General features: G+C 72.2%; 24 protein-coding genes. 12 read left to right on the top strand and 12 right to left on the bottom strand.

What is annotated here, in order from left to right; all coding sequences use genetic code 11:
• Nucleotides 1-150 precede the first annotated feature (150 nt).
• Nucleotides 151-1413 (bottom strand): phosphopyruvate hydratase, encoded by a 1263-nt coding sequence (gene eno, locus ABT127_RS17850; protein ID WP_351450433.1) that lies wholly within the window; start codon nt 1411-1413, stop codon nt 151-153.
• A 191-nt stretch (nt 1414-1604) separates the two neighbouring features.
• On the opposite strand from eno, the gene ABT127_RS17855 reads away from it, so the two are divergent.
• Entirely contained in the window at nt 1605-2027 is a 423-nt protein-coding gene (locus ABT127_RS17855) for a MarR family winged helix-turn-helix transcriptional regulator (protein ID WP_351450436.1), read from the top strand.
• A gap of 248 nt (nt 2028-2275) precedes the next feature.
• Here the strand turns inward: ABT127_RS17855 and ABT127_RS17860 are convergent, their stop codons facing one another.
• Entirely contained in the window at nt 2276-3463 is a 1188-nt protein-coding gene (locus tag ABT127_RS17860) for a hypothetical protein (protein ID WP_351450439.1), read from the bottom strand.
• A gap of 234 nt (nt 3464-3697) precedes the next feature.
• On the opposite strand from ABT127_RS17860, the gene ABT127_RS17865 reads away from it, so the two are divergent.
• Nucleotides 3698-4306, top strand: a complete 609-nt coding sequence (locus tag ABT127_RS17865; protein WP_351450442.1) for a YceI family protein — start codon at nt 3698-3700, stop codon at nt 4304-4306.
• A gap of 147 nt (nt 4307-4453) precedes the next feature.
• Nucleotides 4454-6070, top strand: coding sequence for a cytochrome bc1 complex cytochrome b subunit (qcrB, locus tag ABT127_RS17870; protein ID WP_351450445.1), 1617 nt, complete (start codon nt 4454-4456; stop codon nt 6068-6070).
• A gap of 30 nt (nt 6071-6100) precedes the next feature.
• Here qcrB and ABT127_RS17875 read toward each other — a convergent pair whose 3' ends face one another.
• Nucleotides 6101-6880: an NAD(P)H-dependent oxidoreductase gene (locus ABT127_RS17875; protein ID WP_351450448.1), complete on the bottom strand. Its 780-nt coding sequence runs from the start codon at nt 6878-6880 to the stop codon at nt 6101-6103.
• A gap of 139 nt (nt 6881-7019) precedes the next feature.
• Here ABT127_RS17875 and ABT127_RS17880 point away from each other — a divergent pair, with 139 nt between their 5' ends.
• Complete coding sequence (locus tag ABT127_RS17880) at nt 7020-7886, top strand: helix-turn-helix transcriptional regulator (RefSeq protein ID WP_351450451.1); 867 nt, start codon at nt 7020-7022, stop codon at nt 7884-7886.
• Nucleotides 7887-7923: 37 nt separating this feature from the next.
• Here the strand turns inward: ABT127_RS17880 and ABT127_RS17885 are convergent, their stop codons facing one another.
• Complete coding sequence (locus ABT127_RS17885) at nt 7924-8745, bottom strand: NAD(P)H-binding protein (protein WP_351450454.1); 822 nt, start codon at nt 8743-8745, stop codon at nt 7924-7926.
• 87 nt (nt 8746-8832) lie between these two features.
• Between ABT127_RS17885 and ABT127_RS17890 the strand changes: the two genes are divergently transcribed.
• Together ABT127_RS17890 and ABT127_RS17895 are read left to right on the top strand one after the other, a co-directional pair.
• The gene (locus ABT127_RS17890; RefSeq protein ID WP_351450457.1) at nt 8833-9255 is read left to right on the top strand and encodes a winged helix-turn-helix transcriptional regulator; all 423 of its coding nucleotides are present in this window, start codon (nt 8833-8835) and stop codon (nt 9253-9255) included.
• A 182-nt stretch (nt 9256-9437) separates the two neighbouring features.
• Nucleotides 9438-10772 (top strand): oxidoreductase, encoded by a 1335-nt coding sequence (locus ABT127_RS17895; RefSeq protein ID WP_351450460.1) that lies wholly within the window; start codon nt 9438-9440, stop codon nt 10770-10772.
• Nucleotides 10773-10793: 21 nt separating this feature from the next.
• On the opposite strand, the gene ABT127_RS17900 is transcribed toward ABT127_RS17895, so the two are convergent.
• Entirely contained in the window at nt 10794-11381 is a 588-nt protein-coding gene (locus tag ABT127_RS17900; protein ID WP_351450463.1) for an SMI1/KNR4 family protein, read from the bottom strand.
• 62 nt (nt 11382-11443) lie between these two features.
• Nucleotides 11444-12778: a hypothetical protein gene (locus ABT127_RS17905; protein WP_351450466.1), complete on the bottom strand. Its 1335-nt coding sequence runs from the start codon at nt 12776-12778 to the stop codon at nt 11444-11446.
• A gap of 150 nt (nt 12779-12928) precedes the next feature.
• On the opposite strand from ABT127_RS17905, the gene ABT127_RS17910 reads away from it, so the two are divergent.
• Nucleotides 12929-14824, top strand: coding sequence for a ricin-type beta-trefoil lectin domain protein (locus ABT127_RS17910; protein WP_351450469.1), 1896 nt, complete (start codon nt 12929-12931; stop codon nt 14822-14824).
• An 86-nt stretch (nt 14825-14910) separates the two neighbouring features.
• On the opposite strand, the gene cimA is transcribed toward ABT127_RS17910, so the two are convergent.
• Complete coding sequence (cimA, locus tag ABT127_RS17915; RefSeq protein WP_351450472.1) at nt 14911-16545, bottom strand: citramalate synthase; 1635 nt, start codon at nt 16543-16545, stop codon at nt 14911-14913.
• A 297-nt stretch (nt 16546-16842) separates the two neighbouring features.
• Complete coding sequence (locus ABT127_RS17920) at nt 16843-18156, bottom strand: MFS transporter (RefSeq protein ID WP_351450475.1); 1314 nt, start codon at nt 18154-18156, stop codon at nt 16843-16845.
• Nucleotides 18157-18318: 162 nt separating this feature from the next.
• Here ABT127_RS17920 and ABT127_RS17925 point away from each other — a divergent pair, with 162 nt between their 5' ends.
• From ABT127_RS17925 to ABT127_RS17935, 3 genes are read left to right on the top strand one after another with little or no spacing between them, the layout of a single operon-like run.
• Nucleotides 18319-19071 carry a LamB/YcsF family protein gene (locus ABT127_RS17925; RefSeq protein ID WP_351450588.1) on the top strand — a complete coding sequence of 251 codons (753 nt, stop codon included), beginning with the start codon at nt 18319-18321 and terminating at the stop codon, nt 19069-19071.
• Nucleotides 19068-19790, top strand: coding sequence for a 5-oxoprolinase subunit B family protein (locus ABT127_RS17930; RefSeq protein WP_351450478.1), 723 nt, complete (start codon nt 19068-19070; stop codon nt 19788-19790). Before ABT127_RS17925 ends, ABT127_RS17930 begins: the two co-directional genes overlap by 4 nt.
• Nucleotides 19787-20647 (top strand): 5-oxoprolinase subunit C family protein, encoded by an 861-nt coding sequence (locus ABT127_RS17935; protein ID WP_351450481.1) that lies wholly within the window; start codon nt 19787-19789, stop codon nt 20645-20647. Before ABT127_RS17930 ends, ABT127_RS17935 begins: the two co-directional genes overlap by 4 nt.
• Here ABT127_RS17935 and ABT127_RS17940 read toward each other — a convergent pair.
• The 4 genes from ABT127_RS17940 to ureA are packed head-to-tail and all read right to left on the bottom strand — an operon-like array spanning nt 20631 to nt 24676.
• Nucleotides 20631-21242, bottom strand: a complete 612-nt coding sequence (locus tag ABT127_RS17940) for a TetR/AcrR family transcriptional regulator (protein WP_351450484.1) — start codon at nt 21240-21242, stop codon at nt 20631-20633. The two genes, ABT127_RS17935 and ABT127_RS17940, sit on opposite strands and share 17 nt — an antisense overlap.
• Nucleotides 21239-22258, bottom strand: a complete 1020-nt coding sequence (locus tag ABT127_RS17945) for an agmatine deiminase family protein (RefSeq protein WP_351450486.1) — start codon at nt 22256-22258, stop codon at nt 21239-21241. Before ABT127_RS17945 ends, ABT127_RS17940 begins: the two co-directional genes overlap by 4 nt.
• Before the next feature lie 10 nt (nt 22259-22268).
• Nucleotides 22269-23981 (bottom strand): urease subunit alpha, encoded by a 1713-nt coding sequence (locus ABT127_RS17950; RefSeq protein ID WP_351450489.1) that lies wholly within the window; start codon nt 23979-23981, stop codon nt 22269-22271.
• Nucleotides 23978-24676, bottom strand: coding sequence for an urease subunit gamma (gene ureA / locus ABT127_RS17955; protein ID WP_351450490.1), 699 nt, complete (start codon nt 24674-24676; stop codon nt 23978-23980). Before ureA ends, ABT127_RS17950 begins: the two co-directional genes overlap by 4 nt.
• Before the next feature lie 144 nt (nt 24677-24820).
• On the opposite strand from ureA, the gene ABT127_RS17960 reads away from it, so the two are divergent.
• A complete protein-coding gene (locus ABT127_RS17960; RefSeq protein ID WP_351450493.1) occupies nt 24821-25522 on the top strand; it encodes a TetR/AcrR family transcriptional regulator in 702 nt (233 codons plus the stop codon).
• Nucleotides 25523-25643: 121 nt separating this feature from the next.
• On the top strand, nt 25644-26807 hold the full coding sequence (locus tag ABT127_RS17965) for an FAD-dependent oxidoreductase (protein ID WP_351450495.1): 1164 nt from the start codon (nt 25644-25646) through the stop codon (nt 26805-26807).
• The last annotated feature ends 3 nt before the right edge of the window (nt 26808-26810 follow it).

A 26810-nucleotide genomic window follows, 5' to 3' on the forward strand; every position in this document is an offset into this window, starting at 1 on the left:
GTGCCCTCCGGGTCAACGGGTGGCCTCGGTAATGGAGTTGAGAGTCCAACTGTCCGTTCCGGTTAGTCCAAGCCGCGGACGCGTCCGCCCTGTTGGTGAACAGACGCGTCTGCGGCTCGGTGGGGCTTCTCGCGCAGTTCCCCGCGCCCCTTACGGGGCGCAGTACTCGGCGGCGCTGCCCAGTTCGCGTTCGATGCGGATCAGGCGGTTGTACTTGGCGGTGCGGTCGGAGCGGGAGAGGGAGCCGGTCTTGATCTGGCCGCAGCCGGTCGCCACCGCCAGATCGGCGATGGTCGTGTCCTCGGTCTCGCCCGAGCGGTGCGACATCACGGCCTTCCAGCCCGCGCGGTGGGCGATGTCCACCGTCTCCAGCGCCTCCGTCAACGTACCGATCTGGTTGACCTTGACCAGTACCGCGTTGCCGACGCCCGTGCGGATGCCCTCGCGCAGCAGTTCCGGGGCCGTGCAGAACACGTCGTCGCCGGTGAGCTGGCAGCGGTCGCCCACCCGGGCGGTCAGCTCGCGCCAGCCGTCGAGGTCGTCCTCCGCCATCGGGTCCTCGACGGACAGGATCGGGTAGGCGTCGATCAGCTTGGCCAGGTAGTCGACCTGCTGGGCCGTGGTGCGCTCGACGCCCTCGCCCCGGTAGGCGTAGACGCCGTCGCGGTGGAACTCGGACGACGCGGGGTCCATGATCAGGCCGAGGTCCGTGCCGGGCCGGTACCCGGCGCGCTCGATCGCCGCCATGACGAAGTCGAGCGCCTCCTCGGCGGTGCGCAGCGCGGGCGCGAAGCCGCCTTCGTCGCCGACGCCCGTGGAGTGCCCGGCGGCGAGCAGGTCGCGGCGCAGGGTGTGGAAGACCTCGGAGCCCATCCGGACGGCCTCGGCGAAGGTCGGGGCGCCGATCGGCGCGATCATGAACTCCTGGAAGTCCAGCGGATTGTCGGCGTGGGCACCGCCGTTGACGATGTTCATCATCGGCATCGGGAGGAGGCGGGCGTCGGGGCCGCCGAGGTGACGGTAGAGCGGCAGCCCGTGCGCGGCGGCGGCCGCCTTGGCGGTGGCCAGGGAGACGCCGAGCAGGGCGTTGGCACCGAGCCGGGACTTGGCGGGGGTGCCGTCGAGGGCGATCAGGGCGGCGTCCAGGCCCGCCTGGTCGTCGGCGTCGCGGCCGATGACGGCCCGGGCGATCTCGCCCTCGACGTGGGACACGGCTCGGTCGACGCCCTTGCCGTGCCAGCGGCGGGGGTCGCCGTCGCGCAGTTCGACGGCTTCGCGGGCGCCGGTGGAGGCGCCGGAGGGGACGGTCGCGCGGCCCTGCGATCCGTCGGCCAGGGTGACGTCGGCCTCGACGGTGGGGTTGCCGCGGCTGTCGAGGACGGCGAGGGCGGTGACGGAGACGATCTCGGGCATGGGAGGTCCTTCCCGTTGCTGCGTGCCGCGGCCCTACTGCGACGACGGTGGCGCGTGCCGCGACAGGGCGAAACTATACAGCGTGACTGAACAGTTCAGCTGAGCAGTTTTACTGAACAGCTTGGCTGAACAGTGGTGCTGCGCAGGTCAGGTGCGCAGTTTCACTGGATACCGCCGGGTAAAGTGCGCTCATGTCTGCCCCGGAATCCGCTGCCGTCGCCGCCGATCTGCGTACCGCGATGGGCCGGCTCACCCGGCGCGTGAAGCACGAGGACCTGATTCCGCACGGCCAGGTCGCCGTGCTCGGCGTGCTGGACCGCGACGGCGCCATGACCACCAGCGATCTCGCCGCCGATCAGCGGGTCAGGCCGCAGTCGATGGCCCGCGCCGTCGGCCTGCTCACGGAGCAGGGCCTCGTCACCCGCCGCGCGCATCCCACCGACGGACGCAAGTCGCTGGTGGAGCTGACCGAGGCCGGGCGTGCCGCGCTGGACGCGGAGCGGGGGCGTCGGGCGGGTTGGCTCGCGCAGGCGATCGAGGTCGAACTCAGCTCCGATGAGCGGGAGTTGTTGTCTCGGGGGGCCGCGCTGATGGAGCGTCTCGCCGGGCGCTGACCTGCTGCCGAGTGCGGCTCGCGTCGTGGTCGGTCGCGCAGTTCCCCGCGCCCCCTGTTGGGTCGTTCTTCGGGTGCGGGCCGGTGGCCGCTTCTCGCGCAGTTCCCCGCGCCCCTGAAGGCATGCGCTGCGCGCAGCCTTCCCCTTGAGGCTGCGGCTTCGCCGCGCCTCTCTTGATGAGATGGCGCACGCAGTGCGCATCTCAGGGGCGCGGGGAACTGCGCGACCAGCCCCCACCGGAGCCGCGCTCACAGCGGTGTCTTCACCACCGCTGCCACCCACACCCCGTACGGCAGCGCCAGACAGGCCAGCGCCCCCGTCACCACCAGCACCCGGGCCCGGCTCCGCAGCCAGCCGCGCGCCATGGTGCGGGCCACCGGGACGAGCAGCGGGAAGGCGGGCAGGACGAAGCGCGGCTTGGAGGCGAAGGGGCCGCCGAGCAGCAGCACCATCAGGACCAGCACCCCGCTGAAGACCAGCAGCGGCAGGGCCGTCCGGGGCGAGCGCTCCAGGCAGAGCAGGCAGAACAGCACCACGGCGGCGGCGACGAGCAGCACGGACACCGGATAGACGACCTTGCCTCCGTACAGGAACAGCACCCGCAGGAAGCGCAGCGAACTCGCGCCGAAGTCGAGCCCCGACTTCCAGGCGTCCTGCACGGTGAAGTAGCCGTGCAGGAGGTCCCCGGTGCGCGCCCCGACCCACAGCACGTAGCCGAGCCAGCCCGCGGGGGCGAGCAGCACCGCGCACCAGGGCCCGGCGCCGCGTCCACGGCGCCGGACGAGTTCCCGTCCGGCGGTGACGACGACCGCGGCGGCGACGGCGAGGCCGGTGGGCCGGGTCAGGCCCGCGAGGGCGGCCAGGGCGCCGGCGAGCAGCCAGTTCCTGCGGAGCAGCGCGTACAGCGCCCAGGCGGCGAGCGCGGCGAACAGCGACTCGCTGTAGGCGAGGGTGAGGACGACCGCCTGGGGCAGCAGCGCCCACAGGACGACGAGGAAGGTGGCCGTCGCCGTGCCGTACAGGCGGTGGCCGACGGCGTAGACGCCCCAGGCCGCGGCCAGGGCGGCGGCCCACGCGACGAGCAGCGCGGCCGGTCCCGCGCCGCCCGGCAGGACGGCGTCGGCCCCTCGGGCCAGCAGGGGGAAGAGCGGGAAGAACGCGTAGTCGGTCTGCACGGTCCCGAACGAGGAGAGGTACTCGCGGGCGCCGTAGCCGTGCTCGGCGATGTGCAGGTACCAGACGGCGTCCCAGGCGTGGGTGAGCGTCCGGGTGGCCGGGTGCCCGCCGTGCAGGTCGGTGAGGGCCACCAGGACGACGCCGACGGCGCGGACCGCCGCGAAGACGGCGAGGGCGCGCAGCACGCCCGGCGGCCTGCCGCCGCGCCACCTCCCCGCGGAGACCGGCCTGCCCTCCGGCCCGCCCCGGAGCTCCACCACCTCGCCCGTCCGCAGCACGCGCCAAACCGGCCTTTCTCGCACAATAGAGACGTTTATGTCTACATGGAGTCAACGGGACTTTCCTATCGGTCACCCACCCGTACGTCACCGGAGCGACACACAGCGTTTGATGTTGAAAGTTGAACATCACCGCGCTAGAGTCGTCCTCAGTTGAAAGTTCAACCTTCAACATCACGTCGGCACCCCGTGCCGCCCGTCCCCAAGGAGCACGTCATGGGCATCTTCGGCCGCAAGAACGAGACCACCGAGACCACCACCGCCGCCGCGCCCGCCGGCCCGGACCTGAGCGCCGTCACGGGCGACTACACCGTCGACCCCGCGCACACCACGCTCGGCTTCGTCGCCCGGCACGCGATGGTGACCAACGTGAAGGGCAGCTTCACCGACTTCACCGGCGAACTGCACCTCGACGGCTCGGACCCGGCCAAGTCCACCGCGAACTTCGACGTCCAAATGGCCAGCATCGACACCGGCAACGCCGACCGTGACGGCCACCTGAAGAGCGCCGACTTCTTCAAGATCGACGAGTTCCCGACGATGACGTTCCGCTCGACGTCCGCCGAGTCGCTGGGCGGCGACGACTACCGCATCACCGGTGACCTGACGATCCTCGGCACCACGAAGCCGCTCTCCATCGACCTGGAGTTCAACGGCTCGGCGAAGGACCCGTTCGGCAACGAGCGCGTCGGCTTCGAGGGCAAGGCCGAGATCCTGCGCTCGGAGTGGGGCCTGACCTGGAACGCAGCGCTGGAGACCGGTGGCGTACTCGTCTCCGACAAGATCAAGCTGAACTTCGACATCTCCGCCATCAAGAGCGCCTGAACCACTCTCTCAGCGCGTTGAGCCGGGGCGGCCGCGTCGTTCGTGCCGTCGGGCGGCTTCCTGTGTGACACGTCACAGGGGGCCTCCCGATGTCACGAACGGGGCGGCCGTCCCGTCGTTCTCGTGAGCACCCATGGGAGGTTCACGATGAGCGGGAGCACGGACGCGACGGCGGGCGAGCGGGTCGCGGACTGGGCCGACGGCCGGCTCGGGATCCACGGACTCGGCCGCAAGTATCTGCGCAAGGTCTTCCCCGACCACTGGTCGTTCCTGCTGGGCGAGATCTGCCTCTACACCTTCGTCATTCTCATTCTGACCGGCGTCTATCTGACGCTGTTCTTCCATCCGTCGATGAACGAGGTGGAGTACCACGGCAGTTACCTGCCCCTGAGCGGTGTGCGGATGTCGGAGGCGTACGCCTCGACGCTCGACATCAGCTTCGACGTGCGCGGCGGGCTGCTGATCCGCCAGATCCACCACTGGGCCGCGCTGATCTTCGTGGCGGCGATGTTCGTGCACATGATGCGGCACTTCTTCACGGGGTCGTTCCGCAAGCCGCGCGAGCTGAACTGGCTGTTCGGCTGGCTGCTGCTGTTCCTCGCCCTGTTCGAGGGGCTGCTGGGCTACTCGCTGCCCGACGATCTGCTCTCCGGCGCCGGGATGCGGCTCATCGAGGGGATGACCCTGGCCGTCCCGGTCGTCGGGACGTACCTGTCGTTCTTCCTCTTCGGCGGCGAGTTCCCGGGCCACGACATCGTGGCCCGCTTCTACTCGATCCACGTCCTGCTGCTGCCGGGCATCATGGCGGCGCTCGTGGTCACCCACCTGATCCTGGTCTTCCACCACAAGCACACCCAGTTCCCCGGCCCCGGAAAGACCGAGGACAACGTGGTGGGCCAGCCCTTCTTCCCGGTCTACATGGCCAAGGCGGGCGGCTTCTTCTTCCTCGTCTTCGGCGTGGTGGCGGCCATGGCCGCCGTCGCGACCGTCAACCCGGTCTGGGTGTACGGGCCCTACCGCCCCGACCAGGTGTCCACGGGCGCGCAGCCCGACTGGTACCTGGGGTTCGCCGAGGGGCTGGTGCGCGTGATGCCCGGGTGGGAGATCGTGCTCGACGGGCACACCCTCGCCCTCGGCGTCCTCGTGCCGTTCCTGGCGTTCCCGCTGTGGCTGGTGCTCATCGGGGTGTATCCGTTCGTGGAGGCGTGGATCACGGGCGACCGGCGCGAGCACCATCTGCTGGACCGGCCGCGCAACCGCCCGGTGCGCACCGCGCTCGGGGTGGCCTGGCTGACCGGTTTCCTCGTCGCGATGGCGGCCGGCGGCAACGACCTGTGGGCCACGCACTTCCATCTCTCGGTGAACGCCATCACCTGGACCGCGCGGGTGGCGCTGTTCGCCGGTCCGGTCCTCGCGTTCGTCGTGACCCGGCGGATCTGTCTCGGACTCCAGCGGCGGGACCGGGACAAGGTGCTGCACGGCCGTGAGACGGGCCGGATCAAGCGGCTGCCGCACGGGGAGTACGTCGAGATCCACGAACCGCTGTCGCAGGGCGAGTTGCACCGCCTGACACAGCACGAGCAGCCCGCCGCGCTGGAGGCCCTCCCCGACTCCGACGAGCACGGGGTACGCCGCCGGGTGCCGGCCGCGCGGCGGCTGCGGGTGGCGCTGTCGCGGTGGATGTTCGGGGCGGGGTCCCAGGTGCCGAAAGCCCGGCCACCGGAGACGGAGGGGGAACCGCGGCGCCCTTCGCTGCGGCCGTGACCGGACAGCTCGCCGTCGCCGCCCGGCCGGTCAGCCGCGCACGTGCAGACCGAACCCGGTACGGCCCGCGGGCTCCAGCCCCTCCTTCAACCGCAGTGAGGGGATCTCGTAGTCGCCGAAGTTCTGCCGCCGGAAGGCGATCGGTTCGGTCGTCGCGAGGCTGAGCAGACGGTGCTCCCACGCCTTGGCGACCTCGGGGTAGTCCTGGTCGGTCATCCGGTCGGTCCCGTAGAGCACGAACGGGGGGAGCACCTCGATGCCCGGGTAGTAGAGGATGCCGTGGTGGATCGGGAACAGCAGGTCCTCGATGGGGCCGTTGATGCCACGGGACGAGTAGTGGGACTGCGGACCGCCTGCGGTCACCGAGAGCAGGGCCCTGCGGCCGGCGAGGGTGCCCTCGCCGAAGCGCTCGCCGTACTTGGTGTCGCTGTGCTCCCCGACGCCGTAGGCGAAGTGGAAGGTGAACACCCGGTCCACCCAGCCCTTGAGGATCGCGGGCATCGAGTACCACCACAGCGGGAACTGGAAGATGATCGTGTCCGCCCACAGCAGCTTCTCCTGTTCGGCACGGACGTCAGGAGTGAGGGCCCCGGCGTCGAAGGCCCGTCCGGAGTCCCGGGCGACCTTCAGCGGGCTGGAGGCATGGGGGCCGTAGTCCGCCGCCTCCACCACCGCCTTCCAGCCCATGGCGTACAGGTCGCTCACCCGCACCTCGTGACCGGCACCCTCCAGTGTGGTGACCGCGAGCTCCTTCAACGTGGCGTTGAGGGACGTGGGTTCGGGGTGGGCGTAGACGATCAGCGTCTTCATGCGGACTCCTTGGCCGGTGGTGCCTCCGATCCTGGCCGCTGCGGCCTCGCGTGTTCAGGGCCGCCTCGTCCGTCGGAGCGGACTTCCTGGTACTCGCAGGGCCACCCTGATGACACCGCGCCCGGGCGATACTGACGGCATGGATGACTTGGCCGGATACCTGCAGGCCCGGCGTGCGCTGGCCGACCCGGCAGCCTCCGGGATCGCCGTCGACAGCCGCCGGAGGGTGAGCGGGCTGCGCCGTGAGGAGGTCGCCCACCTGTCCGGTGTCAGCGTCGACTACTACGTACGGCTGGAGCAGGGCAGGGCCACCCAGCCCTCGGAGCAGGTCCTCGACGCTCTCGCCCGTGTCCTGGCTCTCGACGAGACCGAGCGGGAGCACATGGGGCGGCTCGCGCGCCAGCGCCGCCGCCGCGTCAACGCCCCGTCGGGCAGGCCGCGGCCGGAGCTGCTGCGTGTGCTGGACCTGGTCGTCGACGCGCCCGCCCTGCTCATGGACTGCCGCCTGAACGTGCTCGCCGGGAACCGCCTCGCCCGATCCCTCTTCGGCCGGCCGCTGCCGGGCCTGAACACCGCCCGGCACATCTTCCTGGAGGAAGCCGAGCGCGGCCTCTACGCGGAGTGGGAGTCCTGCACCCTGGACGTGGTCGGACACCTGCGCCTGGCCGCGGGCAAACACCCCGAGGACGCACGCCTGGCAGCGCTCATCGGAGAGCTGGCGATGGGCAGCGAGCGCTTCCGGCGTCTCTGGGCTCGCGCGGACGTACGCGCCCGCACGCACGGGCGCAAGGTCTACCAGCACCCGCTGGTCGGCCGCCTGGAGCTGCACCAGGAGAACTTCGCCCTGCCCGATGCCTCGGGCACCGAGATGTTGGTGCTCTCAGCGGCTCCCGGCAGCGCCGCCGAGGACGCGTTGCGCCTGCTCGCGAGTCTCGGTGCGGACGACACGGACGACACGGACGACGCAGACGCGCGTCCCGGAGTCGGCTCCCGGGCCGGCGAGTAGGCCGTACCACCGGGGACGGTCGCCACGCCGGGCGGTATCAGCGGCGGAGCACGTCGGGACGCAGGGCGGCCGCGGTGTCCGCGGCCACGGCGAGCGGGGCTGTGAGCGGCCTGCCGAGCAGCCGGGCGAGGTCGGGGGCGGTGGCGTCGAGCAGTCCGTGGCGAACGCAGGTCGCGATCGAGGTGAGCATCGGCGGCTGGAACGGCAGCAGCGTCTCGTCGGCGAGGAGCCGGGTGCGGTACTCCCCGAGTCCGATGGTCCGGTGGGCGACTCCGAGGGAATCGGCGATGTCGGCGGCCTTGACCGGTTCGCCGACCAGGTCGTAGGTCCGGTCGGCGTGCGCGGTGGGGGCGCCGGCCACGACGGCCGCGGCCGCGGCCAGGTCCGCCCGGGCCACCGCGGCGAGCGCTCCGTCGCCGAACGCCGATTCGACGCCGTGGTCGGTCCAGGTCATGAGGGCTCCGAAGAGTTCGGCGTAGAGGCCGTTGCGCAGGATCGTCCACCCGAGCCCACTGCCTTTGAGCAGCTGCTCGGTGACCCGGTGGGCGAGCGCGAAGCCGAGGTGATCGCCGGCACCGGTCAGGCTGGTGTACACGACGTGGCCCACGCCGTCGCGCACCGCTGCCTCCAGCACCGCCTGGTGGCGGGCGACGACCCGGTCGTCCTCGGCGTACCCCGCCGAGACGAGGACCAGCGTCGAGATGCCGGTGAGGTCGAGGCTCGTGGGGTCGTCGAAGTCGAGTCGCCGCTGCCCGGACGAGGGCGATCGCGTGCCGCCCGTGGCGGGCACGTGGCGATCGGCCAACTCCCGGAGAGTGAGAGAGGCGAGCTGTCCGTTCGCACCGGTCACCATGATCATTTCGGTTCTGGCTCCTGCCGTGGTTCTCTTCGGTAACTACGGTGAGATCCTCGATCGGTCCAGGTCGGCCCACAAGGAGGCAGTTTCGTGTCAGTGACGCACACGGAAGTAACCACCGGACCTGCCGAGCTCGAACCCTGCGGCCGGCAGGACCACCCCGACTGCGGCATCCGGGACGTCCTCGACCGTGTCGGGGACAAGTGGTCGGTCCTCGTCATCGTCGAACTCGCGGGCGGGCCACGTCGCTTCCGGGAACTCCAGCGCGCCGTCGACGGCATCTCCCAACGCATGCTGACCCTCACGGTGCGCAGGCTGGAGCGGGACGGTCTGGTCCTGCGGACCGTGTACGCGACCGTGCCGGCCCAGGTCGACTACCGGCTCACCGAGACGGGCGCGAGCCTGACCCACCTCGTCAAGGCGCTCGCCGACTGGTCGCTCCAGCACCGGGCCCCCATCGCCCGGGCCCGTGAGACCTACGACAGCGAGCACCCCGACCACGACATCCGCTGACCGGCGGGACACGCCTGGCCGCCCGGGTGTGTTCGGCGGCGAACACGAGGTGCTGCTGGTTCTCGTCGTCCGCCCGGAACCGGCGGGACCGACGGCCGGCGAAGCTGCTGGAAGGATGGGGCGCATGACCACCGCGGCACGGCACCACCACAGACCCGGAAGCACCTGCCCCGCCGGCCGTCATGCGGCTTGATCCGGATGTCCTGCGGGACAGACTGCTGGAGGCGACCGGCACCGTACGGATCCGACGGGCCCGTATCACCGGCCCGTTGAACCTCGACGGCACCGAGATCAAGGCGCTCGTGCGGTTCGAGGAGTGCGAGTTCGACGGGCCGGTCAGTCTGGAGGCGGCGTCCACCCTCGCGCTGTCCCTCACCCACAGCCGGGTGCCGGGGCTGCGGGCGCCGACGGCCCATTTCGGCGGGCGGGTCGATCTGCGCGGGACCACGGTCGACGGCGCGCTGAATCTCGTGCACGCGCACATCGGGGGCGGACTGCGGCTCGACGGGGCCCGCCTGATCCACCCGGACGGCGTCGCGCTGGAGGCCGGCGGCCTGGTGATGGAGGGCGGGGTGTTCTGCGACGGCGGGTTCGAGGCCGAAGGGCTCGTCGGGTTCCCCGGAGCACAGCTGCCGGGCGGGCTGTGGATGCGCGGGGCGCGGATCACGGTCGGCGAGCCGGACGCCATCGCGTTCAACGGGGACGGTCTGACGGCCTCGACGGTACGGCTGTCGCAGGGCTTCCGCACCGACGGGCGGATACGGCTGCGCGGCGCCCAGATAGAGGACCTGCTGACCTTCAACGGCGCCGAACTCATCGGCACCGACCGCTCGTTGATGTGCGTCGGCGCCCGGGCCGAGGCGCTCGACCTGCGCTTCGCGACCGCCCCGCGCGGCCGGGTGAACCTGCGCAACGCCCACTTCGCCCGCATCCAGGACACCCCGGGGACCTGGCCCCCGTCGCTCGGCCTGGACGGGCTGACGTACGACTGGCTGGAGTCCACCGCGCCCCGGCGCCGCGACGACGTGACGAACCGGCTGGCGTGGCTGCGCCGCGACGAGGGCTACTGCCCGCAGCCGTACGAGCAACTCGGCGTCAACTACCGCCGGCTGGGCCACGACGACGAGGCGCGCCGGGTGCTGCTGCACCGGCAGCGGCACCGCCGCGCGACGCTCGGCCCGGCGGGCCGGCTGTGGGGCTACCTCCTCGACGCGACCGTCGGCTACGGCTACCGGCCCTGGCTCGCCGGGCTCTGGCTGGCGCTGCTCACGGTCGCGGGCTGGGTCGTCTTCCGCACCCACCGTCCGGTGCCGAACAAGGCGGGCGAGGGGCCGCCGTTCCACGCCCTCGTCTACACCCTCGATCTGCTCGTCCCGATCGGCGGGTTCGGACAGCGCGACGCCTGGCACTGGGCGGACGTCGGGCCCCAGTCGCTCGCGTACGCGCTCGTGGTGGTCGGCTGGGTGCTGACCACGGCGGTGGTGGCCGGTGTGACCCGCACCCTGAGCCGCAACTAGCGCTCCCCGAAGGCCTGTTGCTCAGCCCCACACGAGCGCGCCCTCGCGCACCCGGGGCGCGGCTCCGGGCGACAGCTCGGGTACGTCGAGGGCGTCCGCCATGTCCTCCAGGTACACGGTGAGCGACTCGTGGGCGAGGGTGCGCTCGGCGTACTCGGTCCAGCGCCAGATCCTGCCCGTCTCGGCGTCCAGGCACAGTCCGGAGAGGGCGTCGTGCGGGCCGAAGGCGGCGAACGGGATCCAGGAGGGCCGCCAGGACACGTAGTCGTCCAGGGTGACGAGGATGCTCATCTGCAGCCGGTAGGTGCGGAGCACCGCGTCGAGGGTCATCGGCGCCCACTCCCCGAGCAGGAAGGAGGTCCCCTCACCGGGCCCGGCGGTCATCCCCGCGCACCGCCGCCACAGCGCCGTCAGCCCGGCGGGGATGCGGACGCCGAGGTCCCGTTCGAAGGCCGCGAGCTCGTCGTCCGGGGCGCCGGGGCGGAGCACGGCCGCGGTCGCGGGGGCGTTGCGGCGCAGCCAGGTCTCGATGCGCTGCCAGGCGTCGTCGACCTGCCGGGCCTCGATGTCCCCCTGCCGCGCCCACGCGTCGCGCATGTCACCGGTCATGGCCGCCACCGTAGCGCCGCACGGTCGACGGGGCCGCGCCGGACCGAGTCGGCCGGTGTCCCTCAGAAGCCGCCGCCGAAGTCCCCGCCGCCCCCGCCTCCGCCGAAGTCACCGCCCCCGCCGAAGTCACCGAAGTCCGAGGTGTCGAAGTCGGCCCCGGAGATGTCGCCGCCCTCGTAGCCGCCGCCGAAGTCGCCGTACCCGGAGCCGTAGTCCGCCGCGTACGCCGGGCTCGCCATCATCGAGCCGAGGACCGTGCCGAACAGCAGGCCCGGCAGGATGCCGCCGCCGAAATAGCCTCCGGCCCAGGGCCCGTAGGCCGGGCCCGCGTCGTAGTACGGGCGCCGCTCCCCCGCACCCGTGTCGACCGTCCGCACCAGCGGCTCGGCACCGTCGCGCAGCCGTGCCGCGTCCGCCGCGCACACCGGGACCTCGCGCGGCGCGCCCCCGGGCGGCGCCCACTCGGCGTCCTCGACGGAAGGGCCGTGCCGCGGGTCGAAGAAGCAGGGGGCGCGGCGCTCGGGCAGCGGGCGGCCCTCGCGGCGGGCGGCCAGCAGGGCGAGCGAGAAACGGCCGTCCTCGATCGCCTCGGTCACCCCGCGCACGTCCTCGGGCCGCCGCGCGGCCGCCATGAACTGCTTGGCCTTCTCGTAGGCGTCCAGCGCGCGCTCGTAGTCCGCCCGCATCGCGTCGTCGGCGCCCGCCTCGGCCGGGTGGAAGTCGAGCCGGTCCAGCTCCTCGCCGAAGGCCGTGATGTCCTCGTCGACGACGACCCGGAGCCGGTCGAGGGCGGCCCGCTGCTCCTCCTCGCGCCTGCGCCGGCCGCGCCGGACGAGGTAGTAGGCGCCCGCGCCGCCGACGACCACGACGGCGCCGAGGCCCGCGAGCGCGCCGACGGGGCCCCCGCCGGAGTCGCCGCCCGCGCCCCAGGAGGACGGCGCCGAGCCCCTGGCGGTCCGTACGGCGGTGGCGACGAAGTCGTCGAGCTGCCGCGCGGCCGGTTCGCCGCGCACGCTCGTGGTCAGGTTGTGAACGGCCGCGGTGGACATCACGGCGCTGTCGGCGCGCGCGTCGAAGGCGTCGCCGAGCCGGACGCCGTAGACGCCGACGATCCCGGTCTTGGTCCGCAGGTCGGTGAAGAGGTCGTTCTTGGGGAAGTCCGCGGGCAGGACCGCGACCATCACCGGCTTGTCCGCATCCTTGATCGTCTTGGTCAGGGAGTCGACGTCGGCCGAGGTCAGCGCGGTACGGGCGGCCGGATCGACATAGACGGGGTTCTTCTCCAGGGCGTCCGCGACCGTGGAGACGTCCGTCGCGGCGGCGGCGCCGGGCGCCATGGCCACCGGGGCGCCGAACGCGAGGAGGGTCGCGGCGAGGGCCGCAAGAGTGGGCCTCATACTCCGACGCTAACCCAGTCGGGGTGTGAATGGCGGGTCGGAGCATTCGTGACGTGAAGTCTTGACGCGCACATGGAACGCCCTTTAACTCACGTCTTGAACTAAGCCATGAAAGTGGACTGTTGAGCTTCACGGGACACAGGAGGCATCGTGCACACCCCCACGCGATCACTCAGATCGGCACGAGCGGGCCGGTCGGCCCGGGTACTACTGGCCGGGATCCTCACCGCAGCCGGGCTCCTCGGAGCGTCGGCCGGTACGGCCCGGGCCGCAGGCGAACCGGTCGCCGTCTGGCTGACCACCACCGACGACAGCGGCGGCCGGCACGTCACGCGCGGCCTGGCGCAGCAGACCCCGACGGCGTTCCAGTCGGGCACGGGCTCGGCCGGCACGACGATCACCGTCGACGAGAACACCCGCTACCAGACGTTCACCGGCGGCGGCGCGTCCTTCACCGACACCGCGGCCTGGCTGATGAACAGCAGCGGCGCCCTGCCCCAGGCCACCCGGGACGCGACGATGAAGAAGCTGTTCTCGCCGACCGACGGCATCGGGCTCTCGTTCATCCGCAACCCCATGGGCGGCTCGGACCTGGCCCGCTTCGGCTACACGTACGACGACGTCGCCGCCGGGCAGACGGACCCCTCGCTGGCGAAGTTCTCCCTCGCGCACGACCAGGCCGACGTGCTGCCGCTGACCAAGCAGGCCAAGCAGCTCAATCCGGCCGCGACCGTGATGGCGTCGCCGTGGACCGCCCCGGCCTGGATGAAGGACAGCGGGCAGCTCAACGGCGGCTGGCTGAAGGCCGAGAACTACGGCACGTACGCCTCGTACTTCGTGAAGTACATCCAGGGCTACCAGGCGGCCGGGGTGCCGATCGACTACGTCACCGTGCAGAACGAGCCGACCTGCTGCTCGGGCTATCCGTCGATGAGCTGGAACGGCTCCGGACTCGCCTACTTCACCAAGAGCGAGCTGCTGCCGAAGCTGGCGGGCGCGGGCGTGAAGACCAAGGTGCTCGCGCACGACTGGAACTGGGACACGTACGACTCCTACGCCGCCCCGACCGTCGACGACGCGGCGGTGCGCAGCCACCCGAACTTCGGCGGCATCGCCTGGCACGGCTACGGCGGTGACGTCGCCAAGCAGACCGAGATCCACAACAAGTACCCGTCCCTGGACGCCTTCCAGACCGAGCACTCCGGCGGCACCTGGATCGCGAACCAGCAGCGCGAGGACATGCTGAACATCATCGACTACACCCGCAACTGGGCGAAGTCGGTGACGAAGTGGTCGCTGGCCGTGGACCAGAACCGCGGCCCGCACAACGGCGGCTGCGGCACCTGCGACGGGCTGATCACCGTCCACAACGGCGACGCGAGCAGCGGCAAGGTCGACTACAACATCGAGTACTACACGATGGGCCACCTGACGAAGTTCGTCCGCCCGGGAGCCTCACGGATCGCCTCGACGGCGTCGTCCACGGTGCCGAACGTCGCCTGGCGCAACACCGACGGCTCGAAGGCGCTGATCGCCTACAACGACGCCTCCACCGCGAAGGACGTCACGATCAACTGGGGCGGCCAGCACGTCACTTACTCGCTGCCGGGCAAGACGTCGGCGACGTTCACCTGGAGCGGCACGCAGTCCGGCGCCGCCGACCGCACCGGCGCGCTGCACGGCCTCGGCGGCAAGTGCCTCGACGTGAAGGACGGCTCCACGGCCAACGGGACGGCCGCCCAGATCTGGACCTGCTACACCGGTTCGCAGAACCAGACGTGGACCCTCAAGGCCGACGGCACGGTACGCGCGCTCGGCAAGTGCCTGGACGTGGCGTCGGGTTCGACGGCGAACGGCGCGAAGGTGCAGCTCTACGACTGCAACGGCTCGGGTGCGCAGCAGTGGCGGCTCGAATCGTCCGGCGACCTGGTGAACGCGGCGGCGGACAAGTGCCTTGATGTGACCGGGAATTCGTCGGCGGACGGAGTCGGCACGCAGATCTGGTCGTGCACGGGGGCCGGTAATCAGAAGTGGGCCCTGTCGTAGCCCAGGTCACGGGGCTCCGCCCCGGGCCCCGCTCCTCAATCGCCGGAGGGGCTTGGTCGTCCCTCTCCGGCGATTGAAGGGCTGCCCTACTCGACCGGCTCCACCCCGGCGCGCAGCAGACCGTACGTGTAGGCGTCCTCCAGGGCGCCCCACGACGCCGCGATGACGTTCTCCGCGACCCCGACCGTCGACCACTCCTCGCCCGAGCCGTCGCTCGTCGAGATCAGGACCCGGGTCGTGGAGGACGTACCGTGCTTGCCCTCCAGGATGCGGACCTTGTAGTCGACCAGTTCCAGGTTGGCGAGCTGCGGGTAGATCCGCTCCAGGCCGACGCGCAGGGCGCGGTCCAGGGCGTTGACCGGGCCGTTGCCCTCCGCCGTCGCGACGATGCGCTCGCCCTTGGCCCAGAGCTTCACGGTGGCCTCGTTGGCGTGGGTGCCGTCGGGGCGGTCCTCGACGATGGCCCGCCAGGACTCGACGCGGAAGTAGCGCCGGGCCCGGCCCTCGGCCTCCTCCCGGAGCAGCAGCTCGAAGGAGGCGTCGGCGGCCTCGTACGTGTAGCCCTTCAGCTCGCGTTCCTTGACCCGCTCCACGACCCGGCCGACGAGCTCGCGGTCGCCGCCGAGGTCGACGCCGAGCTCCTTGCCCTTGAGCTCGATGGAGGCGCGGCCCGCCATGTCGGAGACCAGCATCCGGATGCGGTTGCCGACCAGCTCGGGGTCGATGTGCTGGTAGAGGTCCGGGTCGACCTTGATGGCGGAGGCGTGCAGGCCCGCCTTGTGGGCGAACGCCGAGACGCCGACGTAGGGCTGGTGCGTGGACGGGGTGAGGTTCACGACCTCGGCGATGGCGTGCGAGATGCGGGTCATCTCCCGCAGCGCGCCCTCGGGCAGCACCTTCTTGCCGTACTTCAGCTCCAGGGCGGCGACGACCGGGAACAGGTTGGAGTTGCCGACGCGCTCGCCGTAGCCGTTGGCCGTGCACTGGACGTGGGTGGCGCCCGCGTCGACGGCAGCGAGGGTGTTGGCCACGGCGCAGCCGGTGTCGTCCTGGGCGTGGATGCCGAGCCGGGCGCCGGTGTCGTCCAGGACGGTGTGCGTGATCGCCTGGACCTGCGCGGGGAGCATCCCGCCGTTGGTGTCGCAGAGCACGACGACCGAGGCTCCGGCTTCGTGCGCGGCGCGGACGACGGCCTTGGCGTACGCGGGGTTGGCGCGGTAGCCGTCGAAGAAGTGCTCGCAGTCGACGAAGACGCGGCGGCCCTGGGCGACCAGGTGGGAGACGGTGTCGCGGACCATCTCCAGGTTCTCGTCGAGGGTGGTGCGCAGTGCCAGCTCGACGTGCCGGTCGTGGGACTTGGCGACCAGCGTGATCACCGGGGCACCCGAGTCGAGCAGTGCCTTGACCTGCGGGTCCTCACTGGCCTTCGCGCCGGCCCTGCGGGTGGCGCCGAAGGCGACCAACTGGGCGTTCTTGAACTCGATCTCGTCCTGCGCGCGGGCGAAGAACTCGGTGTCGCGGGGGTTGGCACCGGGCCAGCCGCCCTCGATGAAGCCCACGCCGAAGTCGTCCAGGTGCCGGGCGATGGTCAGCTTGTCCGCGACGGTGAGGTTGATGCCCTCGCGCTGCGCTCCGTCGCGCAGCGTGGTGTCGAAGACGTGAAAGGAATCGTCGAGTTCGCCGGTGGTACTGCCGGTGTGTTCGCTCGGGCTGCTGCTCATGCTGATCTGGCTCCTGTTGGGAATCTCGGTCGTCGTACCGGAATGACCGGCTCCACCGTCCATCTATGATCCCCCGCGCTCTCCTCCCGGCTTCGGGTGGGCCGAGAAACAGAAAAACCCCTCGCGGGTGCGAGAGGTGTGCGCGCGGGTCGAGGACGACGGTGTCCGCCCGTACCGGGTCGTACGAGGCGGTCACTGCGGACCGGCGCGCCTGCTGCCAATAATCATGGCGAACGAGAGCACGGCCGCAGTCTGCCACAGCCCGGGCCCGTCCCGGACTGTGGTCTCACGATGCGGTCAGGCGGGCTGTTCCTGTGCGGCCCCGGCCCGCTGGACCCGGCCCAGGTCGATGTCGCGGGTCTCGCGCATGGTCAGGTAGACGATCAGCGACACGGCCGCGCAGCCTGCGACGTACCAGTAGAAGCCCGATTCGATGCCGCCGTCCTTGAACCACAGGGCGACGTATTCGGCGGTGCCGCCGAACAGCGCGTTGGCCAGGGCGTACGGGAGGGCGACGCCGAGGGCGCGGATGCCGGTCGGGAACAGCTCGGCCTTCACGCACGCGTTGATCGACGTGTAGCCGGTGACGACGACCAGCGCCAGCAGGGAGAGGCCGAGGGCCGGCCAGAAGGAGCCCGCGTGCTGGAGCAGCGTCATGATCGGGACCGTCAGGAAGGTGGAGCCGACGGCGAAGGTGATCAGGAGGGGGCGGCGCCCGATGCGGTCGGAGAGCGCGCCCGCGAGCGGCTGGATGCAGGCGAAGACGACGAGCGCGCAGAAGGAGACGAGGGTGGCGGTCTCCTTGCTCAGGCCGGCCGAGTTGGACAGGTACTTGGTGAGGTAGGTGGTGTACGTGTAGTACGCCACGGTGCCGCCCATGGTGAGCGCGACGACGAGGAACGCCTCGCGCCTGTGCGCCCACAGGGCCTTCATCGTGCCCTTGTCGTCGCCGCCCACGGTGGCGTCGGCGTCGGCCGACTCCTCGTAGACCTCGGTCTCCAGCATGTTGCGCCGCAGGTAGAAGATGATCGCCGCACCGAGCGCGCCGATGACGAACGGGATGCGCCAGCCCCAGCCGTGCAGCGCGTCGTCGCTCAGGGTGCGCTGGAGGACGATCAGGAGTCCGAGCCCGACGATCTGTCCGGCCGTCATCGACACGTACTGGAAGCTGGAGGCGAAGCCGCGCCGCTTCGGGTCGGAGGCCTCGGTGAGATAGGTGGCGCTGGCCGCGTACTCACCGCCGACCGAGAGTCCCTGGAGCAGGCGCGCGACGAGCAGGACGACGGCGCCGCCGTATCCGGCGACGGCGTAGGTCGGCGCGATCGCGATGAGCACCGCCGACGCGGACATGAGGGTGACCGTGAGCGTCAGGGCCGCCTTGCGGCCCTTGCGGTCGCCGACCCGGCCGAGCAGCCAGCCGCCCACCGGGCGCATGAAGAAGCCGACCGCGAAGATGCCGGCCGTGTTCATCAGCTGGGCGGTCGGGTTGCCGTCGGGGAAGAAGGCTCCCGCGAAGTAGGTGGCGAAGCTCGCGTACACGAACCAGTCGAACCACTCGACCATGTTCCCGGCCGATCCGACCAGGATCTTCTTCCATTGCTCTCGTCCCATGACCGGCCACCATGGGTGATCTTGTCGGCCCCTGACAAGGGTGCACCGGGCAACGATCCCGCCTACTTGTGTTCATTGTGTTCACGGGACCGGCCGGCGCGGCTTGTCGCGCTCTTGTCGAATCGTTCAACAATCCCTAACGTTGAGCAGGTGATCCAGGACGTGATGGACCTCAACGCAGACCTCGGCGAAGGCTTCGGCCGCTGGACCCTCACCGACGACGAGGCCCTGCTCTCCGTCGTCACCAGTGCCAACGTCGCCTGTGGGTTCCATGCGGGCGATCCCAGCGTGATGCGGCGGGTCTGCGCGCTCGCGGCCGAGCGCGGGGTGCGGATCGGCGCCCAGGTGTCCTACCGCGACCTCGCCGGGTTCGGGCGCCGCGCGATGGACGTACCCGCGGACGAGCTGGCGGCCGAAGTGGCGTACCAGATCGGTGCGTTGCGGGTCTTCGCGGAGGCGGCCGGGTCCACGGTCGCGTACGTGAAGCCGCACGGCGCGCTGTACAACCGGACGGTGCGCGACGCCGAGCAGGCCCGCGCGGTCGTCGCGGGCGTGCTGCTGGCCGGCGGCGGGCTGCCCGTCCTCGGCCTGCCCGGGTCGCGGCTCCTGGCCGCCGCCGAGGAGGCGGGACTCGCCCCGGTCCGCGAGGCCTTCGCCGACCGCGCCTACACACCGGAGGCCACCCTCGTCCCGCGCCGCGAGCCCGGCGCCGTGGTCGAGGACGCGGACGCCGTGGTGCGCCGCTCCGTCGGGTTCGCCGTGGACGGCGGGGTCGAGACGACGGACGGCAGCCGGGTCGCGGTCGCCGCCCGTTCGCTGTGCGTGCACGGCGACACCCCGGGCGCGGCCCGGATCGCGGCCAGGGTGCGGACGGCTCTGGAGGAGGCCGGGGTCACGGTGGGTGCGTTCGCGTGAGCGGCGGCCTGGTGGTGCGCCCCGCCGGGCGGCACGCCCTGCTCGTCGAGCTGCCGGACGCCGAGCGCACCGGCGCCCTGCACGCCGAACTGCTGAGCCGCCGTGCGGCCGGCTCGCTGCCGCCGGTCGCCGAGATCGTGCCCGGCGCGCGCACGGTCCTCCTCGACGGTGTGCCGGACCCCGAAGGGCTGGCCCGCCGGCTCGCCGAGTGGCAGGTGCCGTCGGCACCCCCGGCGGACGGCGACGTCGTCACGGTCCCCGTGGTCTACGACGGGCCGGACCTGGCCGACGTGGCCGCGCTGTGGGGTGTCGCCGAGGACGAGGTGGGCGCGCTGCACTCCTCGTTCACGTACCGCGTCGCGTTCTGCGGTTTCGCGCCGGGCTTCGGCTATCTCACCGGTCTGCCCGAGGAGTTGCACGTGCCGCGCCGCGCGACGCCGCGCACGCGGGTGCCGGCCGGTGCGGTGGCCCTCGCCGGGCCGTACTCGGCGGTGTATCCGAGGGCGACTCCGGGAGGCTGGCAGATCATCGGCACCATGCCGGATCCGACTCCGCTGTGGGACCCGTCGCAGGAGCGGGCGGCGCTGCTGTCGCCCGGGACGCGGGTGCACTATGTGCCCCTGTCACGGGACTCCGCTCCTCAATCGCCGGAGGGGCCTGAAAAGCACGGACCGGCAGGCGCCCCGTCCGGAAGAAGCAGCGACGGCGAGAAGCGATGACCACCAAGCTGACAGTGACCCGCCCCGGCGCCCTCACCACGATTCAGGACGCCGGCCGCACCGGCCATGCCCACCTGGGAGTCCCCCGCAGCGGCGCCCTGGACGCCCCCGCGATGCGCCTGGCCAACAGGCTGGCCGGCAACCCGGAGGGCACCGCCGTCCTGGAGACGACCCTGACCGGCTGCGCCGTGCGCCCCGACCGGCCGGTCACGATCGTGGTCGGCGGCGCCCCCTGTCCGGTCACCGTCGACGGCCGCCCGGCGCCGTGGGGCGCCCCGGTGCGGGTCCCCGCCGGGGCCGTCCTCGACGCGGGCCCGGCCACCGGCGGCCTGCGCTCCTACCTCGCCGTGTCCGGCGGCATCGCCGTCGACCCGGTGCTCGGCAGCCGCGCGACCGACCTGCTGTCGGGCCTGGGCCCCGACCCGCTCACCGAGGGCGCGGTGCTGCCCGTGGGCCGGGCGCAGCCCGCCCCGCCGCTTCCCGCGGCGGCGCCCTGGCCCGCGCCGCCCGCCGAGCTGGTGCTGCCGGTGCGGCTCGGTCCGCGCGCCGACTGGTTCAACCCGGCGGGCGTGCGGACGTTCCTGACGGCCGCGTTCACCGTGTCGGCGCGCAGCAACCGCATCGGCCTGCGCACCGAGGGCCCGGCCGTCGAGCGGGTGGCGGAGGGCGAACTGCCCAGCGAGGGCATGCTCCTGGGCGCGGTGCAGGTGCCGCCGGACGGCCGCCCGGTGGTGTTCCTGCACGACCATCCGACGACCGGCGGCTATCCGGTGATCGCCGTGGTGGCGCCGGAGGCCCTGGCCGCCGCGGCGCAGGCGGCGCCGGGGATCCCGGTCCGGTTCACACCGGGCCGCTGAGCGCGAGCCCGTCGTCCACGAACTCCCGGACGTGGGCGAGGACTTCGCCGCGGTCGGCGCCGCGCAGGCCGACCACGACCTGGATCGAGAACCCGTCGAGCAGTGCCCGCAGGCGGGCCGCGAACCGGTCGGGGTCCACGGCCCGGAACTCGCCCCGCGAGATCCCCTCGGCGAGCAGCGCCACCAGGTCGCGGTGCCAGGCACCCTCGATGGCGGCCTGCCGGGCACGGGCGGAGGTGTCGGCGGCGGCCCGCTTCGAGCGGTTCCACACCTCCAGCCACAGCGACCAGTGCGGGTCGCGGTAGCCGCCGGGCACGTACAGGTCGACGTAGCCGTCGACGCGCTCCCGGGCACTGCCGTCACCCACCAGCAGCTCCCGCCGCTGCGCGCCGAGCCGCCCCTCGCTCCACTCCAGCGTGCGCAGCAGCAGCTCGTCCTTGGACCCGAAGTGGTACGCGAGATGCCCGCTGCTCATGCCGACCTCACGGCCGAGCGCGGCCATCGTCAGCTTCTCCAGGCCGCTCTCGGCGATCATCACCATGGTCGCGGCGAGCACGTCCTCGCGGGGCGGTGCCGGCTGGTGACGACGGGTCATGTCGCGGGCTGCTGCTGGGTGATGCAGTGGATGCCGCCCCCGGCCGCGAAGACGGTCCGGGCGTCGACGAGCGTGACCGTGCGGGACGGGAACAGCTCGCGGAAGATCGCCGCGGCCTTCTCGTCGTTCGGGTCGTCGAAGCCGCACAGGACCACGCCGCCGTTGCAGAGGTAGTGGTTGATGTACGAGTAGTCGACCCAGCCGTCGTCGTCGGTGAGGACGGTGGGGGCGGGGACCTCGACGATCCGCAGCGGGCGGCCCTGGGCGTCCGTCTGCCCGGCCAGTACGCCGATGATCTCGCGGCTCACCTCGAAGTCCGGGTGGGCCGGGTCCTGCTGGGAGTGGACGAGGACGACGCCCGGAGCGGCGAAGGCGGCGACGATGTCGACGTGGCCGCGCGTGCCGAACTGGCCGTAGTCCCCGGTGAGTCCGCGCGGCAGCCAGATGGCCTTCGTCGTGCCGAGCCGGGCGTGGATCTCGGCCTCGACGCGCTCCTTGGTCCAGCCGTTGTTGCGGTCCGGGTCGAGCTGGACGGTCTCGGTGAGGAGCACGGTGCCCTCGCCGTCGACGTGGATGCCGCCCCCCTCGTTGACGAGGACCGAGGAGTGGACGGGGACGCCGGTGAGGTCGGCGACGTGCCGGGCGATCTTCGCGTCGTGCTCCCAGCGGGCCCAGTCCTGGGCGCCCCAGCCGTTGAACGTCCAGTCCACGGCCGCGAGTTCACCGGACTCCGCGTGCTTCACGAACGTAGGACCGATGTCGCGCATCCAGGCGTCGTCCAGGTCGCGCTCGACCAACTCGACCGCCGGGTCGAGGAGTTCGCGGGCGGACGCGTGCTGGCCCGGCCCGACGACCATCGTCACCGGCTCGTACGCGCGCACGGCGTTGGCGACCGACGCCCACGCGGTCCGCGCCTCGGCCAGCTCCCGGTCGTCGGCGAAGGTCGGGTTGGGGCTCGGCCACGCCATCCAGGTGCGCTCGTGCGGGGCCCACTCGGGCGGCATCACATAGGTCATGACGGGAACCTCAGAGGAAGTAGAGACGGTTGAGGGAGACGGAGTCGGCCGGCTCGGAGCGCAGCGGTTCGCCGTCGAGAGTGACGAGTCCGGTGCGCTGGTCGACGTCGACCGCGCCGGTGCGGGAGTTGAACCGCAGGTCGGCGGGGCCGATGCCACGGGTGCCGCGCACGGCGACCCGGCGCCTACGGGTGGGCATGGTGTCGTGCCCGTCGTCGACGGCGGCCTGGGCGACGAAGGCGACGGACAGCTCTGCGGCGGTCGCGCCGTGCGCGCCGAACTGCGGCCCGAGGACCAGGGGTTCGCAGGTGTCGGTGGCCGCGTTCGGGTCGCCGACGACGCCGAAGGCCGGGAAGCCGGACTTCAGGACCAGCTGCGGCTTCGCGCCGAAGTACTCGGGGCGCCACAGCACGATGTCGGCCATCTTGCCGGGCTCGATGGACCCGATCTCGTGGGAAAGGCCGTGGGCGATGGCGGGGTTGATGGTCAGCTTCGCCATGTAGCGCAGGACGCGGTCGTTGTCGTGGCCGACGCCGGGGTCGCCCAGCTCGCCCTTCATCTTGCCCGCCATGGCGAACGTACGGCGGACGGTCTCGCCCGCCCGGCCCATGCCCTGTGCGTCGGACGAGGTGATGCCGATGGCGCCCAGGTCGTGCAGCACGTCCTCGGCGCCCATGGTCCCGGCGCGGATCCGGTCGCGGGCCATGGCGGCGTCGCCGGGCAGGTCGGGCTTGAGGTCGTGGACGGAGACGATCATGCCGTAGTGCTCGGCGACGGCGTCCCGGCCGAAGGGCAGGGTCGGGTTGGTGGAGGACCCGATGACGTTCGGGACGCCCGCCATCTTCAGCACGTTCGGTACGTGGCCGCCGCCGCAGCCCTCGATGTGGAAGGCGTGGATGGTCCGGCCCTCGAGCACCTTCAGGGTGTCCTCGACCGACAGGCACTCGTTCAGTCCGTCGCTGTGCAGGGCGACCTGGACGTCGTGCTCCTCGGCGACGCGCAGCGCGGTGTCGAGCGCGCGGGTGTGTGCGCCCATGTCCTCGTGCACCTTGAACCCGCAGGCGCCGCCCTCCGCGAGCGCCTCCACCAGCGGGGCGTCGTGCGAGGACGAACCGCGGCCCAGGAAGCCGATGTTGACGGGCCAGGCGTCGAAGGCGGAGAAGGCGTGCTTGAGCGCCCACGGCGAGTTGACGCCGACGCCCCAGACCGGGCCGAACTCCTGCCCGATGATCGTGGTCACGCCGGAGGCGAGGGAGGCCTCCATGATGCGCGGGGAGAGCAGGTGGACGTGGGTGTCGACGGCTCCGGCGGTGGCGATCAGCCCCTCCCCCGACACGATCGAGGTCCCCGTGCCGACGACGACGTCGACGCCGTCGAGGGTGTCCGGGTTGCCGGCCCGGCCGATGGCGTGGATGCGGCCCTCGCGGATGCCGATGGAGACCTTGCGGATCCCGAGCGCGGCGTCGATCACGACGACGTTCGAGATGACGACGTCGCAGGTCTCGCGGACGGCGGCGGCCTTCAAGTGCAGTCCGTCGCGGGCGGTCTTGCCGAATCCGGCCAGGAACTCGTCGCCGTACGCCTGCGAGTCCGACTCGACCTTGATCGTCAGCCCGGAGTCGCCGAGGCGGATCCGGTCACCGGCGCGCGGGCCGTGCGTGGCCGCGTACTCGTGCGGGGTCAGCCGGCGGGCTTCGGCGGGGTGGCCTCCGGGGCGGCTCATCGGCCCGCCTCCTCTGTGTCGACTCCGAGATATCCGCAGGCGGCCGCGCGGCGCAGCGCCTCCTCGCGGGCGCCGGGCGCGTCGAGCGGCCCGTCCACGAGACCCGCGAAACCGATGGCGACGCGCGCGCCGCCGATCGGCACGAGGGGCACGTCGGCGGACTCGCCGGGCCCGAACCGCACGGACGAGCCCGCGGGCACCGCGAGCCGCATGCCGTAGGCCCGCGCCCGCGCGAAGTCCAGGCGCGGGTTCGCCTCGAAGAAGTGGAAGTGGGACGTCACCGAGACCGGGACGGACGCCGTGTTGGTGACGGTCAGCGTCACCTCGGGCTCCGGGTCGGCGTGGTCGGGGCCGGGCAGCAGGGCGCCTGGGGCCTCGTCGCCGAGCCCGTCCCCCGCGATCGGGCCGCTCACGATCGCGAGCCGCGATCCGTCGTCGAAGACGGCCTCGACGTGCACCTCGGTGACGACGTCGGCGACGCCCGGCAGTACGTCGCCGGGCCCGAGCACGGACCGGGCCGCCTCGATCGCCTCGGCGAGCCGCTTGCCGTCGCGGGCCGCCTCGCAGACGGTGTCCGCGATCAGCGCGGTCGCCTCGGGCACATTGAGCCGCAGCCCGCGGGCCTTGCGGGAGCGGGCCAGCTCCGCGGCACCGAACAGCAGCAGCCGGTCGCGCTCGGTGGGGGTGAGTCGCACGCCGTCGTACCTCCTCAAGATTTGAATGCCACTCTAAATGCTGTCCCGGCGGAGGGGAACCCTGATATGGCGGGCAGGGCATTCAGCATATTGAGCGGCGGTCTAAATCGTGGAGCTTCCCGGCGGGGCGACTACCGTGGGCCCGTGACCAGCAGCGACCGGACCGGCACCGACCGGACCAGCACTCCGCGCAGCCGCCGCGAGCGGCCCGCCAAGCCCGCCCTGAGCAGGAGCGGCATCGTCGCCGCCGCCGTGCGCGTCCTGCGCGCCGAGGGGCTCGGCAAGGTGACGATGCGGCGCCTCGCCGCCGAACTCGACACCGGGCCCGCCTCGCTGTACGTCTACGTCCGCAACACCGACGAGCTGCACGCGGCCGTGCTCGACGCGCTGCTCGCCGAGGTGGACCTCGGACCCGCCCGGGACACCGCGGGCGACTGGCGCGCACGGCTGACCCGGCTGCTCGTCTCGTACCGCGACATGCTGTTCCGCCACCCGTCACTGGCCCGCTCCGCGCTGACCGTGCACCCCTCGGGCGAGCACTACCTGGACCTGGTCGAGGCCGTGCTCGTCCTGCTGCGCGAGGGCGGGGTGCCGGACGCCCGCGCCGCCTGGGGCGTGGACCTGCTGCTGCAGTACGCGACCGCGACGGCCGCCGAGCACGCGGGCGACGACGGCCCGGACACGATGGACGCCACGTTCACCGCGATCAACGAGGCGTCCGCCGCCCGGCACCCGGAGATCGTCCGGCTCGCCGGGGTGCTCGTCGCGGGCGCCCCGGGGCGCCTCGACTGGGGCATCGCCGCGCTGATCGCCGGTATCGAGGCCGCCCCCGAACCGCCCCTGTAACCGGCGCTCCGCCGCCCTCCGGCTGCCGTATGCCCCACAACGAACTTGTTCGTTACGAACATGTTCGTTACTGTGGAAGGGAAGCACCGGACCACCCGCTGCGGCACCCGAGGAGGCCACCATGAACGCCACGACCACCATCCCGCACCACCCGGTCGCCGTCGTCGGCGCGGGACTCGGCGGCCTCGTGCTCGCCCGCGTCCTGCACGTGAACGGCATCGCCTGCACCGTCCTCGACCTGGACGCATCGGCCGACGCCCGCACCCAGGGCGGCATGCTCGACCTGCACGAGGAGACCGCGCAGGCGGCCCTGCGCGCGGCCGGGCTGTTCGACGCGTTCCGCGCGATCGTCCTGTCCGGCGGCGAGGAGACCCGGGTCATCGCCCCGGACGGCACCCTGATCCAGCACGAACCGGACACCGGCCACGGTGGCCGCCCGGAGGTCAACCGCGCCGAGCTGCGCCGCCTCCTGCTGGACTCACTGCCCGACGGCACCGTCCAGTGGGGCGCCAAGGTCACCGGCGCCGGGCCCGCCGGCGTCCCGGGCCGCCATCTGGTCACCCTCACCGACGGCCGCCGCCTCACCACGGACCTGCTGATCGGCGCCGACGGAGCCTGGTCCCGGATCCGCCCGCTGCTGACCGACGCCCGGCCCGCGTACACCGGCATCTCGTTCGTGGAGGCCGATGTGCTGCCGGGCAATCCTCGGCACGCGGAGATCGCCGCGTTCAACGGCGGCGGCAGCGCCTTCGTCCTCGGTGACGAGCGCGCCCTGCTCACCCACCGCGAGAGCGACGGCCGCGTGCACACCTACGTCGCGGTGAAGGCGCCCGAGGACTGGCTCGGCTCGATCGACTTCGCGGACACCGAGGCCGCGCGCGCCGCGGTGCTCGCCCGGTTCGACGGCTGGGACGAGCGGCTGCGCGCCCTGGTCGCGGAGGCCGACGGGGCTCTGGTGCCGCGCCCGATCCACGCCCTGCCGGTCGGCCTCTCCTGGGAGCGCGTGCCCGGCGTCACGCTGCTCGGCGACGCGGCGCACCTGATGTCGCCGTTCGCCGGCGAGGGCGCGAACCTCGCCATGTTCGACGGCGCCGAGCTGGCCCGCGCGATCGTCGAGCACCCGGGCGACGCGGAGGCCGCGCTGGCCGCGTACGAGAAGGAGCTCTTCCCGCGCAGCGCGGAGACGGCGGCCGAGTCGGCGGCCAACCTCACGATGATGTTCGGCCCGGACGCCCAGCGGCGTTTGCTCGACCTGTTCGCGGGATTCGGCCCCGAGCAGGCCTGAGAG

Source organism: Streptomyces sp. NPDC001904 (assembly GCF_040297005.1).
Taxonomy (GTDB): Bacteria; Actinomycetota; Actinomycetes; order Streptomycetales; family Streptomycetaceae; genus Streptomyces.

Bases quoted from the DNA above. Each gene is read 5' to 3' on its own strand.
- eno (WP_351450433.1), bottom strand. From the start codon at position 1,413: ATGCCCGAGATCGTCTCCGTCACCGCCCTCGCCGTCCTCGACAGCCGC.
- ABT127_RS17855 (WP_351450436.1), top strand. From the start codon at position 1,605: ATGTCTGCCCCGGAATCCGCTGCCGTCGCCGCCGATCTGCGTACCGCG.
- ABT127_RS17865 (WP_351450442.1), top strand. From the start codon at position 3,698: ATGGGCATCTTCGGCCGCAAGAACGAGACCACCGAGACCACCACCGCC.
- qcrB (WP_351450445.1), top strand. From the start codon at position 4,454: ATGAGCGGGAGCACGGACGCGACGGCGGGCGAGCGGGTCGCGGACTGG.
- ABT127_RS17875 (WP_351450448.1), bottom strand. From the start codon at position 6,880: ATGAAGACGCTGATCGTCTACGCCCACCCCGAACCCACGTCCCTCAAC.
- ABT127_RS17880 (WP_351450451.1), top strand. From the start codon at position 7,020: ATGGATGACTTGGCCGGATACCTGCAGGCCCGGCGTGCGCTGGCCGAC.
- ABT127_RS17885 (WP_351450454.1), bottom strand. From the start codon at position 8,745: ATGATCATGGTGACCGGTGCGAACGGACAGCTCGCCTCTCTCACTCTC.
- ABT127_RS17895 (WP_351450460.1), top strand. From the start codon at position 9,438: ATGCGGCTTGATCCGGATGTCCTGCGGGACAGACTGCTGGAGGCGACC.
- ABT127_RS17900 (WP_351450463.1), bottom strand. From the start codon at position 11,381: ATGACCGGTGACATGCGCGACGCGTGGGCGCGGCAGGGGGACATCGAG.
- ABT127_RS17905 (WP_351450466.1), bottom strand. From the start codon at position 12,778: ATGAGGCCCACTCTTGCGGCCCTCGCCGCGACCCTCCTCGCGTTCGGC.
- cimA (WP_351450472.1), bottom strand. From the start codon at position 16,545: ATGAGCAGCAGCCCGAGCGAACACACCGGCAGTACCACCGGCGAACTC.
- ABT127_RS17920 (WP_351450475.1), bottom strand. From the start codon at position 18,156: ATGGGACGAGAGCAATGGAAGAAGATCCTGGTCGGATCGGCCGGGAAC.
- ABT127_RS17935 (WP_351450481.1), top strand. From the start codon at position 19,787: ATGACCACCAAGCTGACAGTGACCCGCCCCGGCGCCCTCACCACGATT.
- ABT127_RS17940 (WP_351450484.1), bottom strand. From the start codon at position 21,242: ATGACCCGTCGTCACCAGCCGGCACCGCCCCGCGAGGACGTGCTCGCC.
- ABT127_RS17945 (WP_351450486.1), bottom strand. From the start codon at position 22,258: ATGACCTATGTGATGCCGCCCGAGTGGGCCCCGCACGAGCGCACCTGG.
- ABT127_RS17950 (WP_351450489.1), bottom strand. From the start codon at position 23,981: ATGAGCCGCCCCGGAGGCCACCCCGCCGAAGCCCGCCGGCTGACCCCG.
- ABT127_RS17965 (WP_351450495.1), top strand. From the start codon at position 25,644: ATGAACGCCACGACCACCATCCCGCACCACCCGGTCGCCGTCGTCGGC.